The sequence below is a fragment of the Mucilaginibacter aquariorum genome (genome assembly GCF_024498135.1).
Lineage (GTDB): Bacteria > Bacteroidota > Bacteroidia > Sphingobacteriales > Sphingobacteriaceae > Mucilaginibacter > Mucilaginibacter aquariorum.
In genome coordinates, this window is the sequence record NZ_JANHOH010000001.1 from 978,957 (window position 1) to 1,000,864 (window position 21,908).

Annotated in this window: 19 protein-coding genes and 1 pseudogene; 6 read left to right on the forward strand and 14 right to left on the reverse strand. The window is 45.5% G+C overall.

The window, feature by feature from the left end; translation table 11 throughout:
- Nucleotides 1–92 precede the first annotated feature (92 nt).
- Nucleotides 93–2,456 carry a TonB-dependent receptor domain-containing protein gene (locus tag NPE20_RS04260; RefSeq protein ID WP_256537363.1) on the forward strand — a complete coding sequence of 788 codons (2,364 nt, stop codon included), beginning with the start codon at nucleotides 93–95 and terminating at the stop codon, nucleotides 2,454–2,456.
- A 193-nt stretch (nucleotides 2,457–2,649) separates the two neighbouring features.
- Complete coding sequence (locus NPE20_RS04265; RefSeq protein ID WP_256537364.1) at nucleotides 2,650–3,633, forward strand: family 43 glycosylhydrolase; 984 nt, start codon at nucleotides 2,650–2,652, stop codon at nucleotides 3,631–3,633.
- A gap of 73 nt (nucleotides 3,634–3,706) precedes the next feature.
- Here the strand turns inward: NPE20_RS04265 and NPE20_RS04270 are convergent, their stop codons facing one another.
- A complete protein-coding gene (locus NPE20_RS04270; protein WP_256537365.1) occupies nucleotides 3,707–5,170 on the reverse strand; it encodes a S41 family peptidase in 1,464 nt (487 codons plus the stop codon).
- A 52-nt stretch (nucleotides 5,171–5,222) separates the two neighbouring features.
- On the reverse strand, nucleotides 5,223–5,993 hold the full coding sequence (locus tag NPE20_RS04275) for a helix-turn-helix transcriptional regulator (RefSeq protein ID WP_256537366.1): 771 nt from the start codon (nucleotides 5,991–5,993) through the stop codon (nucleotides 5,223–5,225).
- Nucleotides 5,994–6,177: 184 nt separating this feature from the next.
- Here NPE20_RS04275 and NPE20_RS04280 point away from each other — a divergent pair, with 184 nt between their 5' ends.
- Nucleotides 6,178–7,422 (forward strand): thioredoxin family protein, encoded by a 1,245-nt coding sequence (locus NPE20_RS04280; RefSeq protein WP_256537367.1) that lies wholly within the window; start codon nucleotides 6,178–6,180, stop codon nucleotides 7,420–7,422.
- Between the two features lie 444 nt (nucleotides 7,423–7,866).
- Entirely contained in the window at nucleotides 7,867–8,103 is a 237-nt protein-coding gene (locus NPE20_RS04285; RefSeq protein WP_256537368.1) for a hypothetical protein, read from the forward strand.
- 60 nt (nucleotides 8,104–8,163) lie between these two features.
- Here the strand turns inward: NPE20_RS04285 and NPE20_RS04290 are convergent, their stop codons facing one another.
- From NPE20_RS04290 to NPE20_RS04305, 4 genes are all read right to left on the reverse strand, one after another.
- Nucleotides 8,164–9,843 (reverse strand): SulP family inorganic anion transporter, encoded by a 1,680-nt coding sequence (locus tag NPE20_RS04290; protein WP_256537369.1) that lies wholly within the window; start codon nucleotides 9,841–9,843, stop codon nucleotides 8,164–8,166.
- Between the two features lie 8 nt (nucleotides 9,844–9,851).
- Nucleotides 9,852–10,277: a DUF983 domain-containing protein gene (locus NPE20_RS04295; RefSeq protein ID WP_256537370.1), complete on the reverse strand. Its 426-nt coding sequence runs from the start codon at nucleotides 10,275–10,277 to the stop codon at nucleotides 9,852–9,854.
- Nucleotides 10,278–10,341: 64 nt separating this feature from the next.
- Complete coding sequence (locus NPE20_RS04300; protein ID WP_256537371.1) at nucleotides 10,342–11,022, reverse strand: class I SAM-dependent methyltransferase; 681 nt, start codon at nucleotides 11,020–11,022, stop codon at nucleotides 10,342–10,344.
- Nucleotides 11,007–11,672 carry a methyltransferase domain-containing protein gene (locus NPE20_RS04305; RefSeq protein ID WP_256537372.1) on the reverse strand — a complete coding sequence of 222 codons (666 nt, stop codon included), beginning with the start codon at nucleotides 11,670–11,672 and terminating at the stop codon, nucleotides 11,007–11,009. The genes NPE20_RS04300 and NPE20_RS04305 overlap by 16 nt, the downstream gene beginning before the upstream one ends.
- Nucleotides 11,673–11,843: 171 nt before the next feature.
- On the opposite strand from NPE20_RS04305, the gene NPE20_RS04310 reads away from it, so the two are divergent.
- Nucleotides 11,844–12,551 (forward strand): Crp/Fnr family transcriptional regulator, encoded by a 708-nt coding sequence (locus NPE20_RS04310; protein WP_256537373.1) that lies wholly within the window; start codon nucleotides 11,844–11,846, stop codon nucleotides 12,549–12,551.
- A 257-nt stretch (nucleotides 12,552–12,808) separates the two neighbouring features.
- Here NPE20_RS04310 and NPE20_RS04315 read toward each other — a convergent pair.
- From NPE20_RS04315 to pdxR, 6 genes and pseudogenes are all read right to left on the reverse strand, one after another.
- A pseudogene (locus tag NPE20_RS04315) lies at nucleotides 12,809–13,066 on the reverse strand (heavy metal translocating P-type ATPase); the annotation flags it as partial.
- A 122-nt stretch (nucleotides 13,067–13,188) separates the two neighbouring features.
- Complete coding sequence (locus NPE20_RS04320; protein ID WP_256537374.1) at nucleotides 13,189–14,424, reverse strand: PEP/pyruvate-binding domain-containing protein; 1,236 nt, start codon at nucleotides 14,422–14,424, stop codon at nucleotides 13,189–13,191.
- The gene (locus tag NPE20_RS04325; protein WP_256537375.1) at nucleotides 14,414–14,707 is read right to left on the reverse strand and encodes a PEP/pyruvate-binding domain-containing protein; all 294 of its coding nucleotides are present in this window, start codon (nucleotides 14,705–14,707) and stop codon (nucleotides 14,414–14,416) included. The genes NPE20_RS04320 and NPE20_RS04325 overlap by 11 nt, the downstream gene beginning before the upstream one ends.
- Nucleotides 14,708–14,718: 11 nt before the next feature.
- Entirely contained in the window at nucleotides 14,719–16,029 is a 1,311-nt protein-coding gene (locus NPE20_RS04330) for an erythromycin esterase family protein (RefSeq protein ID WP_256537376.1), read from the reverse strand.
- 386 nt (nucleotides 16,030–16,415) lie between these two features.
- On the reverse strand, nucleotides 16,416–16,775 hold the full coding sequence (locus NPE20_RS04335; protein WP_256537377.1) for a DoxX family protein: 360 nt from the start codon (nucleotides 16,773–16,775) through the stop codon (nucleotides 16,416–16,418).
- Between the two features lie 229 nt (nucleotides 16,776–17,004).
- The gene (gene pdxR / locus NPE20_RS04340; protein ID WP_256537378.1) at nucleotides 17,005–18,489 is read right to left on the reverse strand and encodes a MocR-like pyridoxine biosynthesis transcription factor PdxR; all 1,485 of its coding nucleotides are present in this window, start codon (nucleotides 18,487–18,489) and stop codon (nucleotides 17,005–17,007) included.
- A 70-nt stretch (nucleotides 18,490–18,559) separates the two neighbouring features.
- Between pdxR and NPE20_RS04345 the strand changes: the two genes are divergently transcribed.
- Nucleotides 18,560–19,135 (forward strand): hypothetical protein, encoded by a 576-nt coding sequence (locus NPE20_RS04345; protein ID WP_256537379.1) that lies wholly within the window; start codon nucleotides 18,560–18,562, stop codon nucleotides 19,133–19,135.
- 111 nt (nucleotides 19,136–19,246) lie between these two features.
- Here NPE20_RS04345 and NPE20_RS04350 read toward each other — a convergent pair whose 3' ends face one another.
- Together NPE20_RS04350 and NPE20_RS04355 are read right to left on the reverse strand one after the other, a co-directional pair.
- A complete protein-coding gene (locus NPE20_RS04350; RefSeq protein ID WP_256537380.1) occupies nucleotides 19,247–20,731 on the reverse strand; it encodes an MBOAT family O-acyltransferase in 1,485 nt (494 codons plus the stop codon).
- 52 nt (nucleotides 20,732–20,783) lie between these two features.
- Entirely contained in the window at nucleotides 20,784–21,800 is a 1,017-nt protein-coding gene (locus NPE20_RS04355; protein WP_256537381.1) for a hypothetical protein, read from the reverse strand.
- Nucleotides 21,801–21,908 lie beyond the last annotated feature (108 nt).

A 21,908-nucleotide genomic window follows, 5' to 3' on the forward strand; every position in this document is an offset into this window, starting at 1 on the left:
TCTGAATTATAATTCCGAACTCCCAAATCTCAAATTCAAAACCACCTTGCTAACCCTGCCGGATAGCTTTGGACATCCAAAGTCCAAAGTACATGAAATCTACTTTTTTATTATTTCTTTGCCTGCTAACAGGCACATCACTTTATGCACAGGTCAAAAGCATTTCGGCAAAGGTAGCCGATGCAAAAGGGATGCCATTAGCGGGTAATTTCTTATTGACCGATACTGTAGGGAAGCTCATTAAAAACGGCAGTTTCAACGGAAATATAGCTATTACCGGCCTCAATAATACCAGGCTTAGGTTGAAACTCAGCTCAATATTATTTGCAGATACCATCATCAATATACGGTATGCGGGAAAAACGGATGTTGATCTGGGGACGATAATGCCAGAGGAAAACACTACTACGCTCGGGCAGGTCACTATTACCTCATCTGCACCGCTGATGAGGTACGGCAATAATGGTAACCTGGAAGTCAATGTCGCCGGAACCATCCTGGCCAGCAGCAGCTCGGTCAACGAAATCCTTTCCAGGACTCCCGGGATTACGGTAAACGAAGGCATTATTTCTCTTCAGGGAAAGGGCGAGGCGATCATTTATCTGAATGGTACGCTTATACCCGGCGAACGCCTGGCCGGTATCCCCACATCACAGATCACCAGGATCGAGATCATCGCTAATCCTTCGGCTAGATATGATGCCGGAGGACGGGCAGTGATCAATATCACCACAAAGGCACCGGGCGGGAACGGGTTAAGTGGCAGGGTTAGCCAGCATCTTACAGTATCCAATTTTGCCGGTACCAATGCCAACACCTTTGCCGATCTGGGTTACACAAAAGATAAGTTATCCCTTTCGGCTAATATCGTTTTGCTTAAAGGCAGCGGACGGGAACTGCTCTACACCGTCAGGAACCGGCCAGATACATCAGAATACCTAAATTCTGCGCTAACCACGGATTGGAACAGAGATTTTAACGTTTATGCGACATACGGCATCGGTGCCCGCTACAGTTTTTCGTCCAGGTCGATATTGTCACTTTCCTATAGCGGAAACAGGGATCGGCTCGGCGGAACAGTGAACAGCCGGAATCAAATTACCACATTAACAACTGATAATATCTATGGCAGCAACATTGTGAGGGACGAACTCCGGAAAAATAATGCCATCGTAGCCGACTTCACAAAAAACACCGATACCCTTGGCTCCGGTATTTTCTTTAGCGCCCAGTACTCTGGCTACCGGACCGATAATGAAGACCGCATCGAAGAATTCGGCGGCCCTGTCCCCCGCTATTTACAAAACACTTTTTTCCAGCGCCTGAACATCGCCAGCATACAAGCCGACCGCACCAAATTCTTCAGAAAAGATCTGAAACTGGAGGCCGGGCTAAGATTCAGTAATGTGGGCAATAATTCGGATACCCGGTTCCTCATCGGGAACAACCCCGGCGGGCCATATTTGCCTGATGAAACCCTTTCCAGTCTATTCGACTATAACGAAACGATCGCAGCGGCCTATGCCAGTCTATCTGCTAAAACCGGAAAGCTGGGCATCATCCTTGGCGTACGTAGCGAGTGGACTACCTATAAATTAAGCACTACAGCAGGTGAAGGACAGGATTTCAGCAAAGATTATTTGAACACCTTTCCAAACCTGCAACTGGAGTTTCCGCTGGCAAACGGGAATAAGCTAAGGGCATCCTACAACGCAAGAATCACCCGGCCCAGATACCAGGCCCTCAACCCGTTTGTTACTTATCAGGATGCCTTCACCACCATTGAAGGCAATCCCAACCTTGTGCCGGAAAAGGCGCATGCATTTGAGATCGGTACGAATTTTAAAAGGATGGAACTTAAGATCGGCTACACTTATACCATCGACCCGCTATCGGGCGCCGCTCTGCGAGGAAACACGCCCGAAAGCTATGTACTCAAGTCCATCAACAGAAGCAGTGACCATACTTTTCTTGCATCGGTGACAAGGCCCTTTTCTATTGGTGACTGGTGGCAGTCGATCAATACGGTGAGTATCACTTACGGAAGATCCTTTGATGATCAATACAATTATGCGACCGGGAAAGTAACGCCTCAGGCCTACTTATACACCAGCAATACCTTTAGTTTGAAGCATGGCATTAAATTACAGTTGCTTGCCTGGTACCTTGGTGACCGTTACTACGGTATCCGGCATGATGACAAACGATCTATCATAACTGCCGGAGTTGAAAAATCAATGATACAAGGCAAGTTGAAGATAGGACTGACTGCCAACGATATTTTTAACCGGTCAATTGCAGAAGGCGATTATAATGTAGGTAAAACACAAGTATACTATAACCGGCGCTACGGCAACAATTATTTCAAGCTCACCGCCACCTACAGGTTTGGTGGTACCGAGGCGACGCCACAACCGCAACGACAGGCACAACCTGAAAACAACAGGGCTAATTAGCAAAGCACTTTAGGCTTGACCTTGGCAAAACTGAAACAGGCACTTTTGGGATGGCTTATATCAGAGGCTATAAATATAATGGCATTGCAATTCATATTTATTCCGCATTTTAGATTTCTTAAATTTGACAGAGATATAAGTGTAGTAGTTCTCCACGGATTTAAAAGTGCTTTTAAATCCCATTAAACATGTTATGAAGTATATTTTCACAGTCATTAATATCCTCTTTTTTACTACGACATTATTTGCGCAAAGAACTTCTATAGAACCCGGACAATTATGGCCGGATCAGAACGGGAACCATATACAGGCGCATGGTGGTGGTATCATTAAAATTAAAAAAACGTATTACTGGTATGGAGAAGAACGCAGGCAGGGGCTCGACCCGAATTTGCGTTATGTAAGCTGCTACGCTTCAAAGGATCTCATGAACTGGACATTTCAGAAAGATGTGGTACAGATGTCGGATCCGGAAAACCTCGGACCCGGCTGGATACTGGAAAGGCCTAAAGTTTACTATCAGCCCCAAACAAAAAAATATGTAATGTACTTTCATTTAGATAACAAGGCTTATTCGTACGCACGTGTTGGCATTGCCGTTAGCGACAGCGCAAACGGCGATTTTAAGTTTGTAAAAAGCTTTCGGCCACTGGGCCGCCCCAGTAGGGATATTGGCCAGTTTATTGATAATGACGGGTCCGCCTACCTTATCTTTGAAGATCGCGAGCTCGGATTCCACATTGCTAAACTTTCAGCAGATCTGATGAGTGTGGAAAAAGATATGAGTCTTATAAAAGCATCTCTTGAAGGCGGCGCTGTTGTGCATTATGACAGTCTTTATTACGTTATCGGTTCCGCCTTAACTGGATGGAAACCCAATCCCAATAAATATGCAACCGCAAAATCACTGGAAGGTCCATGGACGGATTTTAGGGATATCGCTCCGCCTGAAACCAATACTTATCAATCTCAGTCAACAATGATGGTTAAAGTGACCGGCACAAAATCTACAACGGTTATATTTATGGCAGACCAGTGGAAGCCTTCAGCTCAATGGGATTCCCGCTATCTTTGGATGCCGCTGGAGATAAATGATGGAAAGTTGTGGTTGCCTAAACCACGGCCATGGTCGCTTAATATTAAAACAGGTTTATTTAAAATTCTGCAACAAAAATAGGCAGGTAAAATTCTACGTTTCAATCAGTTTAATAATATACACATCTATATTCCATTCTAAAACGCCAGGGGTATTATTTCATAATGATTTCTTTTGCCCGCTGCAGCTCCACGTCCAGGCCTTTAAGGTAATCGGCTATAGTAGGTTCAATGACGATATCCGGTATTACACCATGGCCAAAAGGATTGTCGGCCTTAGGCGTGGCCACAACAAACTTCAACAGGGGTATGCCAATTTCCAGGCCGGTATGCGGGAGCTGCAGGGTGATCTTATAGCCACTGGTATTACCGTAATAACCACCACCCGTTTCCTCACCTACAAAGGTGGCAGCAGTATGGTTACGCATTAGGGAGGCAAACTCCGATCCGCCGGAATAGGTTAGGCCGCTGGTTAGCACCACTATTTTACCCATATAACTGTGTTGGTGCGGCTTTTCATGCTCCTCTATACCCGGCTTGCGAAGGATACGACCGTCTTTTTCGAGGTAATGCTCGGCGCGCAGGGCGCTGTCAAGTTCGGCCCAATCGCCGGCGTAATCGGTATAACGGTAAAAGGAATAGTGAAAGGCAGAGGCCTGCACATAGTTGTATTTGATATAATCCTTATCCGTCATAAATGATAGCAGGTAATCTTCATAGCCCTCGGTACCGCCGCCGTTTCGGCGTATGTCGATGATCAATTTGTTAATACCCAATCGTTCAAACGACGTAAAGGAGCGACTGACAAAATCACGAAATTCCATCCCGGCAGCCGTATACCGCTTTTTCTGAAAGGTATTAAAGGTTAAGATCGCCAGGTGCCTTACACTATCGGTCTCCAGTGTTGCGGGCAGGCTGTAGTTACTGTTTGAAATGGCCTTTATAGCTATAGTATAGGCAGCCCGGAACTGCTCCAGGTTCAGGGGCAAACAGCTTAATTTTCGCAAAACCCCTGAGGGGTCTTTGTATATGATCTCAAATGATTTAACAAACGGATAACAGCGGGCGTAGTACTGATTAAATTTGGCATTTTCTTCTATCCAGCGGTACTTGCCGGTCAGGTTAAAGCCATCCGACGGTTCATAGGACATAAACCTCCGCAGCAGCGAATCGCCGGATACCCCATTCACTGAAACCAGTTCACAGCCCTTTGTTTGCAAGCGGTTAAGGTTATTGATCATATAAACCTTCCCTTTGCTGATCTTGATGAATGCCGGAAGGTATACCGCGCGCAGCCTCATAACGTTTTGCAGCTGTTTGCTTAAACGTAGCGAAGTATGGCCTTCTTTTGTAAAACCAACTATCGGGGCAATAACCTGGTAAAAATCCAGGCCGTTCATGCCTTTATGGATTTTTGCCCGCTGGCCGGTAGCTACACTGTCAAATTCGCGGTAGCTGTTGTACCAGTATAAGCCCGTATGCGCTTCTTTCAACGCACTTATCAGTAAGTCATAATCTGCATATAGTTCGCCCGTTGGATAGGCTTTCAGTGCAAGGCTGTCCTGTGCATCCGCCAGCATGAACCGGTAGCAAAAAAGAAACGTTATAAGGTATCTCATGCGGCTAATTTAGGAGGAATAACCAAGCTAAAATAGAATGTAATTAGCCATATTACAATGCACGGTAATCGCCGGGCCTTAGGCCGGTTAGTTCCCTGAAGGTCCGGGTAAAATGGCTTTGGTCGGCAAAACCGCAATGAAAGGCAATATCAGTAAGCGAAAGCCTGCCCGAGCGCATAAGTTCCATGGCTTTTCCGATTTGCAACTTTCGTTGGTAGGCGCTGAGCGTACAGCCGAAAAAACGCGGGAAATACCTCGAAATAGTGACCGGATGAACGCCGGCAACGTTAGCAAGGTGGGCCAATGAAACAGGCCGACCGATATGGTCCCGCAAAAACTCTTCAACCAGAAAAATCCAGGCTGGTTTAATAAGAGGCAAATCGCCGGTTACCAATTGCATAAAGGTCTCTCCCATTTCGTTTACACGGCCCAATTGCATCCCCTGGTAAAGGCGCAGCATGCCGAATCGTGTATCCGGCCGTGCGAGCGCAGATTCAATAGCCGCTTCTGTGATTTCGTAGCGTTTTAGGAGACCGGCATCTATCTCAACATTGATATGCCGGGAATCTTTACTGACCGCGGTCACCTGGTGAGCTTCCCCCGCATGATAAAAGGTGATATGGCCAGGCCCGCGAACAGTCTCTACTTTTTTCTTTTCGGTACAATACCCGGTGATCACGAAGCTGAAATGTGCGTTCTTATGGTAGTGCCGTTCGCTATTGAACCGCTCACACAGATACGAAGTATGACAACAAATAAGGCCATCATGCTCTGCGCGCCGGAGAATGTTGCCTGAATATTGGCCATTAGCGAGTTCCTGCATATTGTAAAAGACACCTGGAACATCAAAACGTTACAGGTTATACAGCTAAGTTAGTGATAAAATTGGGCCGATTAAATTGTATGCCAATTGACAGACTTAGATAGTAGATTTGGTATTATACTTTAAGATAGTGGTTTTAATGCCTAATTTTATTAAAAAATAACTACCTCATAACGCAGTAACTATGAAAAAACACTGTCATCTGCTTTTCATATTGGCGCTGTGCTGCCAAACCAGCCTTAGCCATGCGCAAAAAAATCCAAAGACAGGCATTCAATTTTTCCGTGGCAACTGGGCCGCGCTGCTCAAGACAGCCGCCCGGCAACATAAACTGATCTTTGTGGACGTTTACACCGAATGGTGCGTTCCCTGCAAGCGAATGGAAAAGGAAGTTTTCCCGCTGGCAAAAGTGGGGAAGGTATACGATTCGCTTTTTGTAAGTTACCGGTTGGACGCTGAGCATGGCCAGGGCCCCAAACTGGCTGCTGCATATGCCGTTAAAGCTTACCCTACCTACCTGTTCCTGGATAGCGCAGGTAATTTGTTATATCGTAGTGGCGACTATATGAACGCTTCAGCCCTGATCGCCGAAGGCCGTAAAGCAGCTTCTAAAAAGCAGGCTGGCGAAACGCTGGCCGAACTGGAGGACCGTTTTAAACGCGGCGACCGGCAGCCCGAGAGCCTTAAGGCACTGCTGGATAAACGGACGAGCCTGGGCATGGACAATGCCGAAATACTCAACGCCTATGTGGCTGTAATACCGCCCGAGCGCATACACAGTGCCGAAACGATCATCTATCTAAGCCAACATACGGGCAGTACGGTGTCTGCCGCCTTGCCGGTTATTCTTGAAGGTTTGAAGGGGCTGGATAGGGAACAGCAAAAACAAGTAAGCGACCGCCTTTACAACGGGTTGCTTTATTATGCACTTGGCAACGCGATCAAAGAAAACAGATTGAACGATGCTGAAAAGCTGCTGGCAGACGTCAACAAGATCCGCCCCTGGCTGGACGAGCGGCGCCTCCCCTCGGCGGATAACCTTGCCCTGCATTATTACCAGGCCACCCGAGACACGGCGGGACTGAAAAAGACCGGCTACCGAATGGCCGCCAAACAAATGACGATCAACATTGACTCCATCAAAAAAACAGATAGTGTGTTGTTTGTGAAGGTAATGCAGCCCTTCCTGACAGGTAAACAGGATAGCACTAAGATCCCTGATTTCCAGGAGGAGAAACGGCACGCGGCAAAACAGTACTCGGCAAATATCGCCAGTACCTTGTATACCGTAGCCAATGCCTTCAAGCTAACCCTCGATCCGAAAGACAAAGCCCTTTCAGATGCCTTGGTATGGATGCGTTTTGCCTGCCAGATCTACCAGAACCCGGCCACACAAAAATTGAAAACGGAGCTGGAGGCGATGCGATGAGCTGTAGTTTAGTTGAATAACTAATTGCAGTAGTACAGACCGTCATCACTAAGGAGCAGGAACTTTCCATCGGGTTTGATAAAAATAAGAATTAATAGTTTTGTTAAATAAGCCCGCTCAAAAACTGACCGGGCTTATTTTATGATGGCTATTCAAGTGTTTTATGGGTAGCACAAACTGATAAATATCAGTATCGGGGCTGATATTTTATTCCTATAGCGGGTGGAGTTTGAAGTATTTTTGACCATTGGGAAACTGAAGCCATGGAAGGTAATAAGGAGAACCGGATATCAAAAAGCTTGATGAGTTTATTTAAAAAAAGCAGCAGCATCAAGGATCATTTCTTTATAGGTTATGATTTGCATAAAATATTTGTGCCGGTTTTTTTGTGCCGGTTATTCCTTGTTTATATATACAGCGATTTAACCTAATTTCTATATACCTATGATCGGATTTCCTTTACGTGTAAATTATAATCAGCAAGGCTATAGCTATTATATTATCTCCGCTCCAAGTAAAAGGAGCCTTACCATTGAAATTCTTTTAGATGGTAAAAGTTACACGCTTATCCTGAATGAGAATAAATTGTGGATAGAGAAAGCCAGTGAAGAGAATTGCCCTCTGGAACCCGGATTGATCCTCGCCATTAGCAAGGCTGTGACCCAGCGCTATCCTATTTAAACTCAGGAATTATAGTGGCCGGTTGTATAGGATAAATGTTGAGGATAGATCATGAGTGTACTATTTATGATGCATTTGGTAAATGATGGCTTCTGATAAAACATCGTTTGCCCGTTTTAAAGCTTTTTCAAAAGTGTCACTGACATTGCCTTTCCCTATTTGAAATAATAAACGTGCTTTTTTTAACTCAGCCATTACCTGTTCGCTATTCACCTCGGAAAGAATGAGTTTTGTTCCTTTCTTTTTTATTTCCTGATGAACATCCCTTATTACCCGAATACCAGTCGCATCAATAACAGGTACGTTCCCCATCCGGATGATTAGTACCCTGGCCGGCTTCTCCAGCACTTTCATAGCGTCTTTAAATTTATAGGCCGCACCAAAAAACAGGGGACCATTGATCTCAAACACATCAACTCCCACTGGAATAACTTCCGGGGTACGTTCCCGGTCAGGTAACTGATCTGCAGAAAAAACGGCCTGCTGTACAGAACTTGTCTGCATCATTTTACGCATAAACAGAAAGGCAGCCAGGATCATTCCAATTTCAATAGCTACGGTAAGGTCTACCAGTACGGTCAGTCCAAAGGTGGTCAGTAAAACGGCGGCATCACTTTTTGAGCCTTTAAATACATCTATAAAATTTTCCAGTTCGCTCATGTTCCAGGCAACCACTATCAATATCCCCGCAAGTGTTGCCATCGGGATCAGCGCAGCCCATTTGCCCGCAAAAAGCATAATCAGGAGCAGGGAGATGGCGTGGATGACACCGGCAATGGGCGTTCGCCCACCGTTTTTAACATTAGTGGCTGTTCTCGCAATCGCACCGGTGGCAGGTATTCCCCCAAAAATGGAGGAGCAGATATTCGCGAATCCCTGAGCGATCAGTTCTGTATTAGACCGGTGGTTCCCACCGATCATACCATCTGCAACAACAGCTGATAATAATGATTCAATACTGCCCAGCAATGCGATTGTAAAAGCAGGCCTGATCAATTGCTGGAAGGTTGCCAGGCTAACGCCCGGAATAACCGGGCGTGGTAAAGACGATGGGATTTCTCCAAAGCGACTGCCAATGGTTTCTACAGGAAGATGAAAGAACCAAACAACCCACGTGCTTATTACAATAGCGATCAGTGAGCCTGGAATCTTTTGGGTTATTTTGGGCCACAGCAAAACAACCAGTACGGTAAAAACCCCAATGAACAAGGCATATAGATTCACCGAGGCCAGGTGCTGGCCGTATGTTATCCACTTGCTGATAAAATCAGCAGGAACGCTTCCCATTTTCAAACCCAAAAAGTCTTTGACCTCGGAGGAGAAAATGATCACAGCGATCCCGGTGGTAAAACCAATGATCAGAGGATAGGGAATGTATTTGATAGTATTGCCCAATTTGACCACGCCCATTATAACCAGGAGTATCCCGGCAATAAAAGTGGAGATAACTAAGCCGCTGACCCCAAACTGCTGAACGATTTCATAAACGATGACGATAAAGGCGCCTGTAGGTCCGCCGATCTGTACCCGGCTACCTCCCAACGTGGATATAATCAAGCCAGCAATAATAGCCGTAAAAATTCCTTTTTCAGGAGGTACACCAGAAGCGATAGCAAACGCTATAGCTAAAGGCAAGGCCACAATACCAACAATTACACCGGCAACTACATCTTTATAAAATTGCGCCAGGGTATAATTTTCGAGGGTATCAATCAGCTTTGGTCTGAACAAATTTGTCATACTGCTCATTATTTGAACCATTTATATTTATTCCCGTCTGTTGGTGTATCTGCATCCAGATGTGGCCGATAATGCACCTTGGGTGACAACCAGTAGAGCAGTATCACGCGGGAGTATCGGAAATTCAGCGGTGAAAGGACGAATAAACCGCCCAGGATTGTGGCAAGATATAACCATGGTGAATCGTTATTGCCAGTGATCAGGAAGGTGGCTACCCATAAAATCCCCCCTTCTACAACATTCATGGCGTAGCTCACATACATCGCCGCATAGAAATAGCCCGGCTCGATCTCAAAGACCATCTGGCAATGCGGGCAGTTCAGGTTGACTCTGTTGGAACCAAAGCTGTAAGTGGCCCCCTCAAACATATCCCCCCTGCGACAGCGCGGGCATTTGGCATGCAGCATGGCCCATGATTTTGTTGTTTTTGCCATTATCTATTTTATCAATGCTGAGCTTCATTTATAAGCCCTTGAATTATTATGTTGGTCCCGGAACTCATTCTTTGATCCACATTTTCAGAAACCTGCTATAGGAATTACTGACCAACCGGTAACCTGGCGGAACCTGGCCATCAGCGCCATGGAATGTCACCAGCCTTGTCTCCGGAGGCTTTTTGTCCAGCATTTCATAAACAAACCGGCTATAGCGATCATAAAGCTCAAAGGATGTTTTTACCGCATAATCAATCCGGCTATCAGGTTCGATATTTTCGTAAAAAGGATTGTAAAAATAAAAGTGGTCGTAATCATCAAAGGCCAGCTCGGTCAGGTTACCATGAATGAAACTCACATTGAGTAAATCGATCTCTTCCCTGGCCATTTCCGCGAAAGTAAATAGTTCGCTCCGCTGTTCAATACCGTAAAATGTCGTTCCGGGATGAAAGAATCCTGCTACGAGGCAGAACTTTCCGACACCGCTGCCAATGTCCAAAACTTTGGCGTCTGGCATTGCCAGGAACTCACCCGCTTTTTTAGCGATATCGACGGAGGTCCAGTGCATAGGTGATAATGCCCGAATATGCTCGGGGTACAGGTCGTCAAAAGCATTATCTTTACGGAAAAGGGACGGACTTAAAGTATCGTCGAGCATACTGCTGTCTTTTTTATCGGTTTCAAAACTCCTGAAGGGAGCGGTTAAAAATTTGAACACATTCACTTGCATTATTCTTTGATCCACATTTTTAGCAAAGTATCTGAGGAAACATCTGCCAGCCTATATTCTGGCGGGATCTCATGTTCTAAACTGTGGAAGGTGACCAGGCGCGTTCCCGCAGGTTTTGAACTTAGCGCCATATAAAGGTATTGGGTATAGTAGTTATATAAGCCCTCTGATAATTCAATGGTATTATCAATTTGGTTTACCGGATCAATATTCTCGTAGAATGAATTATAAAAATAGAAGTGATCAAATTCCTTAAAATTGATCTGGGTGATATTGCCGTAAATAAAGTTTACATTGGGTAAGTTTGTAGATTTTTTGATATCTTCTGCCAAATGATGCAATTCATGTCTTTGCTCAACCCCGTAAAAAAAAGTTTCCCGGAAATGATAACCCGCAGCCAGGCAGAATTTACCAGCGCCACTACCAATATCAAGCACCCGGGCGTTTGGTAAAGACAGGAATTCGGCAGCTTTTTGGGCAATAGACAACGGGGTGAAATATTTGAGTGGTAGTAATTGAAAATGTTTTGGGTATAGCCAATCAAATTCCGTGTCGTTGCTGAATATGCGTTTATTGACCAGGTTGTTTTCCGGCGACCGGAGTATTTCTTGTTTGATCCAATCCCGTGGACGGAGCGGCAGATGCGAAAACGGATCATCTTTCATTGTATACAAATTTAGACCTATAGCGGCGGCAATGGTATGGTATGACATCAGTATACGGGCTGATATTTATCAGTTTTTGCCAATAAACAGGAGCTTTATATCTTCCGGGCGAGTTCATGCGGCGTGCGGGAGCAGTTAAAAACAGGCTTTAATAATTCGTATCTTTGTAACATGAGCCTATCAGGAATTTTTCCGATTGACAAATGGGAATTCACAACACCGTCTGTTCTTAATACCCTCTCAGAAGACGATTACAATTTTTTGATCTCCCGACAGGGGGCGCAGAAATATCAAAAAGGAGAAATTATTTTTAAGGAAGGTATTGTGCCTTCCGGTATTTATTTTATCCACCAGGGGAAGATAAAAAAATATAAAGTTGACCGGAGTGGCAGGGAGCAGATCATCTATGTAGCCAACAAAGGCGAACTGATAGGGTACCACGCTGTTTTAGCAGAAGAACGCTGCCCTGATTCTGCCGCTACATTGGAAGATAGCCTGGTCAGTTTTATTCCTAAAGAAGACTTTTTAACTATCCTGGATAAATCACCGCTTTTTGCCCGACGCTTATTGAAAACATTGAGCCATGAGTTTAGTGTGCTGGCCAATGGTATTTCCGTGATTTCGCAAAGAACCGCGACGGAGCGGCTTGCCATCGCGCTGATCGTGTTGCGGGAAAAGTTTAAGGATGAAGGATCCGGCGAACAAGAGATCATTCTGAATATCTCCAGAATGGATCTGGCCAGCCTGGCCGGGATCGCCCAGGAAAATGTGATCCGCCTGTTAAAGGAATTTAAAGAAGAAGGTATTTTGGAAACGGATGGCCGGAAAATATGGATCAAGGATATTAAGCGGCTGGTTAAAAAGTCAAATTATCAATAAAAAGTGATGATTTGACGAAATCTAATATAGAAAACGAAAAAACATTATCGCCCGGTGCAAGTTGGGAGCCACATGTGCATAGTCCTTGAACTGAAGTTTTCGGATCGCCTGGAAGCGGATATGGTTTTTCCTGCCGGCAGTTACGGGAAACAGTATGATATTAACCCTTCGGCGCATCTATACACCAGACCACACTGGTGCTTACATATATGCTGGATAAGCATTGAACGCGGGTGATGGTGGCTATTTAAATTGTACTAAGCCTTTACTTTCAGCAGGCTTGCATTAATAGCAACAACAACCGTACTTACGGTCATTAAAACAGCTCCTGCCGCCGGGCTTAATACAACTCCCTGATGATAAAGCACACCGGCCGCGAGTGGCAAGGCAACTACGTTATAGCCAGTTGCCCAAACCAGGTTCTGGATCATTTTTCTATAAGTAGCTTTGCCAAATAAAATTAAGCTTACAATATCCTTCGGATTACTATTTACCAAAACAATTCCTGCGGTTTCCGGCTAGAGTGTGAAGCCATGAAAATAGTCCGTGAAGGCTTCCTGATCTTTCAATTCCCGGTATTTAACCAGCGCCATAGGGTGAACTTTAACCGTGTTATTAATGACAAACTCGATACGCATCAGGCCAACACCATCATTGGGGTAAAAGGAGGAAGTAAATGCGCTGCTGGGATCGCCAATGATGAGCATGACTTTGGTCTTTTGGGGCATTTCCACATGACTGAGGTTATGGATGCTCTCCTGCCATTCCAGTTCCCCTTGATATACGGTACCGGTTTACCTCCTGTACAACTTACGGTAATTACCTGTCCGTCTTTGATTTTTTTTGTTGCCTCGGCGGCCCCTATAACCGCCGGGACGCCCAGTTCCCGGGCAACAATAGCAGCATGGCTGGTACGGCCGCCTGTATCCGTGATGATAGCCCCTGCTTTTTTAAGAATGGGATCCCAGTCAGGCGAGGTGCGTTCGGTCATCAGTATTTCACCGGCCTTCAATTTTTCAGATTCTTTGGCTGACTTTAACAGTCTGGCTTTGCCCGATGCGATCTTATTGCTTACTGCTTCACCGGTAACCATAACGGTTCCTTTTTTAGTAAGTGTATATTCCTTTACCTGCGAAGGGTTCTTTCGGCTGTGTACGGTTTCGGGACGTGCCTGAACAACAAAAAGCTCCTTAGTCTTGCCGTCTTTAGCCCACTCGAAGTCCATAGGTTTGCCGTAATGATCCTCGATGATAACTGCCCATTCCGCAATTTTGATGACCTCCTGATCACTTAATACATATTCGCTTCTTTTTTTATCCGGTGTATCCTGACTGATGACCGGCTTCTCACTTTGATTTTCTTTTGCATAAATCATCATCGTAGCTTTATCGCCCAAGCTTTTCTGGATGATGGCTTTTTTTCCGTTTTTTAATGCCGGCTTGAAAATCAGGTACTCATCCGGCGATACATTGCCTTGCACAATATTTTCGCCCAAACCCCATGTTCCGGCTATATGCACCACGTTACGGAAACCCGATTCCGGTTCCAGAGTAAAGCCGATACCTGAACAGGCCCTGTCTGAACGGACCATTTTTTGAACGCCTACTGATAAAGCGATCTGATTGTGGTCAAAGTGATTATCCTCCCGGTACTTGATAGCCCTGTCGTTAAATAAAGAGGCATAACAGCGCTGCACCGCTTTTACCACTTCTTCCTGCCCCTTGATGTTTAAATAAGAATCATGCTGCCCGGCAAAGCTGGCCTCGGGCAGGTCTTCGGCTGTGGCGCTGCTGCGCACGGCTACGGTAAATGCCTGCTTACCAGACAAACTTTGATAGGCATCAATAATGTCATACTTCAAGTCATCTGGCATCCCCGGCTTTCATGATGAGCGCCCTTGCCTGCCGGCCCGTAGCTTTCAGGTTGGTAAAATCTTTTTTATCCAGGTGAGCCAACAGTTCCCTTAGCCGGTTCCTTAATTGATTCTCATCGATGAAATGCCAGTAAGCACCGGCCGTGGTTGCGAAGCCATCCGGCACCCGGATTCCGTTTTTTTTCAGTTGGTTAAACATTTCACCCAGGGATGAATTTTTACCGCCAACCTGCGCGCTATCCGCTTTACCAATATCTTTGAATGCCCGGGTATATGCTGCCATTATGTTTTGCCTTAAAAATTAAAAGGATAAGTTTCCGGCACCAGGTTGCCATCGGGTTTAATATGTAAAGAATGCAAAGCTGTGGTTTTATCGATGTACAGAAAAGCGTCATACCTGGAGCTAAGTATGGTAGGCACATAATTGCCGTATTTTTCGTGCAGCGGGTTATAAACAACGCCTATGGCCCGGTGTGGCATTACTTCATTGTATCGGTCATTATTGCCATCGAAAATAAGCAGGCGGTTTTCACCATATTTGCGGTGCATCCGTTCTTCCACGCTTCCCTCCCTTGCCGCAGGCACCGGCATCACTTCCATAGTGGCTCCCCATTGTTTACCGGCGATCACCGTTCCGAGATAGGAGCCAAAACCGACCAGTACGGTTTCACTTTCGCCAAACTGCTCCCGAGCCAGCTGCCCGGTATTGAACATCCCGTGTCGTTTCATGTCGGTATAACGGGCATCGCCGATATGAGTATTATGTTCCCATACAATGGCTTTCGCGCCGGGACTATGGAATGTCATCAACCTCTGCAATGTTTCCATCATGTGGGTATCACGCAGGTTCCAGGTGTTATCATTAAAGCCCACCATATTAGTGTAATATGCTTCGGCGTTGACGGCGACATGTGCATTCTGTTCGGTGTTCAGGGCCGCTTCAGGATCGTGATCATAAACCGGCGTTTTTTTCCTGATCTCAGCCAGCAGGTTAATAACCTCCTGCCGGCAGGAACTTTCCAGGCTGTATTGGGCCCGGGCATACTCCTGGCCATCTTCACCATAGGGCTCAAAACAGCGGATTGCCTGTTTGGCCAGTTCCGCCGCTTTCGGATCGTTGGCTTGCAGGTAATTAACCAATGCTTCCATCGATTCCCACAAACTGTATACATCCAGGCCGTAAAAACCCACGCGTTTGTTGGCAGCCTTCCCGGTATTGTAAACCTTCAGCCAGTTCATTAAGGCGTCCACTTCCCAGTTGGCCCACATCCAGGTTGGCCAGCGGCGGAAATTTTGCAGTAACTGATGGGATTTTTTATTCTGGTCGGCGTAGCACTTAATATAGCGGTTAAGCCGGTAACAATCCGGCCAGTCACCTTCCACCGCAATAAAACTAAAGCCTTTTTCTTCAATGAGCCGTTTGCTGATTGCCGTGCGCCAGGTATAATATTCATGAGTGCCATGGGAAGCTTCACCCAGCATCACGCAGCGGGCATCACCGATACGTTCCATCAGCGGATCCAGATCTTCGGCGTTTTTCAGGGAATACGTCTTTTGTACAGGCGTTGTTAATGAGGCTATTTTTGAATTCTGTTCCGGGGTCATATTTACAGAATTAAAAGATGAATAAAAATGATACACGGGGCTGAATTTTAGCACCAATGTCCCCTATGCCATCTGTAGGTACGGCCGGCATGTTTTCATGAGCCGAGTATATAAGTGCGTCCGGGTCCTGGCCTTTTTCAGTAACCGCGCGTGTAAACATACCTTCCGCCGCTCCTGGTCCAGTCCCCAGACGGCACCGTCATAGGAGGCAACTGGTAAGCACCCAAACATTACCACTTATATGGCAAAAAACAACAAAAATTAACTACAGTTTTAATTATTTTTGTTAATATTATATTTATCTACAAGTCAAACAGATAAAAAACGAAATGTCCGGGAGAATGATCGCTATAAGAAAACAGCCTGCTTTTCCGGCAATTTCTTTTCTAAAACCTGTACCATGCAATTAGCAGGCAAAGAACGAACAGGACACCGTTGGTAAAAACATTTTTCGGCTCTTTCCTGATCAGGTGTATCCGTACCGCCAATAGCATGATAATCGCAAAACCGATAGCGGTTAACGGCGTGATTACAGGGAGAGTATTTAAAAACCCCGGCAAAATTAGTCCAAATGCCCCGAGGATCTCAATGATGCCAATAAATTTTATCTCGGCAGCAGGCAATCCTTCCACGCCGGTTTGACCGACGGCAACAAGATGCCGCTCGGAATAGATACTTTTGTTGATGCCTGAATACAGGAATGTTAAGGCAACCAGTGATTGGATGATCCAAAATATGATATTCATGTCGCTTAATTTTAGTATAATTTATATACCAGGCTATTTCAATTCCACTGTTTAAGTATCAAATAAATTATCAAACATTGGGCCAAAGGGAGCTGGATCTTCAGATAATTATTAAGCATTTGCAGCTATCGTCAATGAAATTAACAATGCAGTTTATTTGCCGGTCACAAGCATTGTCTGATCCTATGGCAATTTATTTAACGCAGTTATCGTTTGTTAACCAACTGATTTAGTCGGGTCCGCTGAGTATCCGTTTTAATACAAGAACAGCCTTTTCCATTTCTGCAGTAGAGAACCCCGAGAAGCCCAATATCAAGCCGTTCCTACCTTTGGATTGAAGACTATAGCGCTCAAGGCTATTAAGGATGACCCCATGTTCTAAAGCCTTATCGGCGATGAAACTGGCATCTGCTCCAGCCGGAAGCCAGGCAAGAAAATGCATGCCCGTTTTAACAGGTACCGGTTCCAGCTTACCCTTCAGATGCTGATGAATGAGTTTTACGAGATCATCCTGCGCATTTTTATATAAAAGCCGCATCTTTCTGATGTGACGGCTAAAATATCCTTCCCGGATAAATTCGCTAACAACTGCCTGAGTTATAATGTTAGTTTGACCGTCGATCACAGATTTACCAATAGCGAACTGCCTGGCCATAGCCTTACTGGGAAATACCATATAGCCTAAACGCAGCGCAGGCAGCAAAACCTTACTGAACGTTCCCAGGTAAATAACATTTCCGCCGGTGTCCAGACCCTGCAATGCCGGAACCGGCCTGTTGTTGTAACTGAATTCACTGTCATAATCGTCCTCAATGATCCACAATTTATTGTTCCTGGCCCAGTTCAAAAGCCTGATACGCTTATCAAGCGTCATCGTACAACCTGTTGGAAACTGATGTGAGGGCGATACATAGGCAAGTTTAGCATCAGGATAATTCCGGATGGCGAAATCAATATCTAGACCATCAGCAGTAATCGGGACTGGGCATATTTGCCCTCCGAAACGCTTCATCGCCGATACCGCTCCCGGATACCCGGGGTCTTCCATCCAGCAAAGATCTCCATCTCGGATGACCATTTCGGCCGCCAGATGCAGTGCTTGCCTCGAACTATTTACGATCACTATATTTTCCGGATCACATACTATCGATCTGGAGATCCTCAAGTGGTCAGCCAAAACCTTCCTCAACGGCTGATAGCCTTGTGCATCATCATAGCCCAGGTGCAGCGATCTGATATTTCGATGCACACTCGCACTTATGCGTGCCCAGGTATCAAAAGGGAATTCGGCAACCGAGGGCACCGACTGTTGAAATGGGATCATTGGCTCTAACGCGCTTATATGTCCTTCAAAAGCACTATTAAGGCCGCCTGGGAACAAAACAGGTGAGGCTTCATTTTTAATAAAGGGAGACTTACGGCGACCATTATCCGATATATGGAAAACACTCCTGCTGATGAACGTGCCTGCCCCTGTCTTTGATTCTAAAAAACCTTCCATCCGCAACTGATCGAAAACCTGCAATACCGTATTTCTGGATACTTTAAATTCTAAGCTCATCTCGCGTGATGAGGGAAGCCTGTCTCCGGGCATCAGCAAGCCACTATAAACGCCGTTTTTTAATTGTTCATACAACTGCCCGTGGATTGTCTTACCTATATTCTTATGAATATTAATAAACGTCATCAGGATCTGAGGGGTCACTTTTCCCATAAAATTGGCTCCAAAAAATATATTAAAATGGCTCTTTTATAAGGGCCAATTTACTTCTAATTTTAAACGTATGAAACAGACCAACAAACTGATTTTATTAGCGGCGATTTGTGTAATAATAATTGGCACCTTCCCGGCGCATGCTCAACAAAAGGATAATACCCAGGTATCTGTTCAGCGTGATGGCAGTCACGATTTTGATTTCGAGATAGGTACCTGGAAGACAGAATTAAAACGCCTGCAGCATCCTTTGACAGGATCATCATCGTGGGTAGAATACAGCGGCACCACCGTAGTAAGTAAAGTTTGGAATGGCCGTGCTAACCTTGTCGAGCTCGATGTAACCGGCCCCTCAGGACATATTGAAGCATTAAGCCTGCGCCTATACAACAAAGAAGCGCGTCAATGGAGTCTTAATTTTTCCGGAATCGGCAGCGGGGTCATGAGCCAGCCGACAATTGGGCAATTCGAAAACGGTCGGGGAGAATTCTATGATCAGGAAACCTATAATGGCAGGGCAATCCTCGTCAGGTTTGTGATCTCGGATATTAAAGCCAACTCTTGTCACTTTGAACAATCCTTTTCGGCCGATGGCGGCAAAACCTGGGAGGTGAACTGGGTGGCGACAGATACCAGAATAAAATAGCAGGCAGCTTATAAAATAAAACGTCTATTAACCGGATTGGCCAGCGCTGCTTTGACGGGTTATCAGCGCTATAGCGATCGCCACAGCCGCACCTGAGGTCTCAACGGACATTTAAAACTGGAAATAAATAAATGATTTACTGGTGCCCTGACTTAAAATGATCAGGATCAATAATACGGCCCATACTATACCCAATAACCACCATGGCAGTTTTGAAGCCGTCTTCAAAACTGTTGTATCACGCATAAACCAATGAGAAGCAAGCATGAGCGTAATAACAACTCCTACCTGCAATATAGCTGCTGTAGTAAGTAAAGGCGGGCCTGATGGCAGGGCCTGGCCCGCCATGGATCGCAGCAAGCGCCATGCCGCCGAGAACGTTGCCGAACGGAAAAACACCCAGGTGATACAGATCAGCAAAAATGTAAATAAAGCGTATAAAAATCCGCCGTTACCCCGGGCGGGTAATGTTGGGGCCAAAGATGCCTGGACTACAACCGGCACCGGGATGTTGCTGTCTGGCATGCGTGGTGTTTTTTCGCGGCTATCGCTCAGCGCTTTTTCTATCCATAAATAAATGCCATGCAGGCCACCCCAGGCAACAAATGTCCAGTTGGCGCCGTGCCATAAGCCGCCAATCAACATCGTGATCATCACATTTACATAGGTCTTGAACTTGCCTTCGCGGTTGCCGCCTAATGGGATATAGAGATAATCGCGCAGCCAGGAAGACAGGGTGATATGCCATCTTCGCCAAAAGTCTGAAAAACCGATAGCCGCATAGGGGTATAAAAAGTTTTGCGGCAATACAAAGCCGAGACAAAGGGCAACGCCTATAGCCGCTGTAGAATACCCGGCAAAGTCAAAAAATATTTGCCCCGAAAAGGCAAGTACCCCCATCCAGGCGTCAAGCATCCCCAGGTTGCCGGGTGAACCGAAAATAGTGTCAGACGTTGCCGCAAGGAGCGTATCGGCACATACTACTTTCATAAATAAGCCCAGTGTCAACAACAATAAACCGTTCAGCAATTGTTGCCCGGTAGCCTTATGAGGTGTTTCAAATTGTGGCACCAGTTGTGGCGGCCGCACGATAGGGCCGGCAACAAGATGCGGAAAAAACGTAACAAACAATGAGAAATCAAGTAGTGAAGCAACCGGCTTACTTTTCTTTTTATACATGTCTATCGTATAGCAAAGCGTAGTAAACGTATAAAAAGATATTCCGGCGGGTAATATGATATTCGGTTTTGCAGGGTGATAATCTATCCCTACGGCATTACTAAGAATCACAAAATTCTCTAATATAAAGCCGCCATATTTAAAAAAACATAACATCCCCAGGTTACCTATTAAACTTATTACCAAAAGCATATGGCGCTTACTTTTATTTGGCTGGGTATATAAGGCCCGGCCCACGAAAAAATCAACCACGGTAGATAGCCATAGCAGCAGGATAAATGGCGGGTTCCATGCCGCATAAAAAATATAACTGGCTATCAGCAGGTTAATTTTCTTAGCCTTCCACGAGATGGGTAGGTTATGCAAGACGAGTATGATGGCAAAAAATGCAATAAACGTATAGGAATTAAAAACCATGGCGTGAACATTTAAGGTTGATCAAAGTCTTTTCCGTGTATTAACAGTACTGTTATAGCCCCCAGGTCCTGTTTCGTTTTAAAACAGCCACCAAATTATTCGTGTATATTATGGCATCTGCAGGCGATAAATGTGAGAATTCCGGACAGGTAAGCGATGCCATCCCGGGATAGTCAGCATAATAAATACCTTTGCAGCCGGTTTCTTTTAGCAATCTGTCCCAATAGGCCTCCCGTGGATACATGTGGTGTTCTGCCTGGAGAAAGAAACCGCTCGAAGGTGTTCTTGTGAAGATCACATCCCCTCCCCGTGCTTTAATCCGGGCTACGTCGCGGGTTACCGATTGCATAACCTTGTCGAGCGCTTTGCCGCTCATGGGCGGAGTAGGATCATTTCTCAATAACCCCCAGATGGCTTTTACCTGATTCTGCTTATTGGTGTCGGCAACAAAATCAGCACTCATTTTACTCTGCCTGTTAAAAAGGGTGACACCGAACCCGATCGGAAAATCAAGAAAAGGATATACCATTGGCCTGTTCGGTATATGCATTTCGCCGATCAGGGCATTAAGGGCACAATTGCGTTCGTTTAAAAACGCCAGGCGGCTCTCAATCGGTTTGTTGATATCGAAACTTACTTTTTGAGCGGGTGTACGTCCTTTATAATAAGCGATTCCTGCATCTGGCGAGGCATTGCCGCGGTTACTGAAAAACAACACTTCAGTTACATCGACAACCAGTTTTCCTTTAAAATTTGGATCATCCGCTAAATTGGTGAGCATGTGCCTTGGCGATGAAGCTACCATGGATAACTGGATAGCGCGGGTGTTAGTTTGCTGCTCCCAAGTGGTAATATCAAGATCGTATTTGATACGGGAAGAGCCGATAAAAACTACTGCCTTATCTGCAGGCTCGTAAACCTGGCCACGGGTATATGCCCATAATTCAGGTCCGTCATCGTAATCGGCTTCCACGCCTTTATGCCGCAGATATAATTCCCATGAAATAACAAACGCTAAAACCAGCAGCAAGGCTAGTACGGCTGATTTTACAGATAATTGTGTTTTCATTAACAAAAAAATAAAAGTTCGGGTAAAACGTGAAATTCTATTATATGCTTTGGTAAGGGTAAAGATGATAGAAGTATCGGGATACCTGACCGCACTGCTTAAAAACCC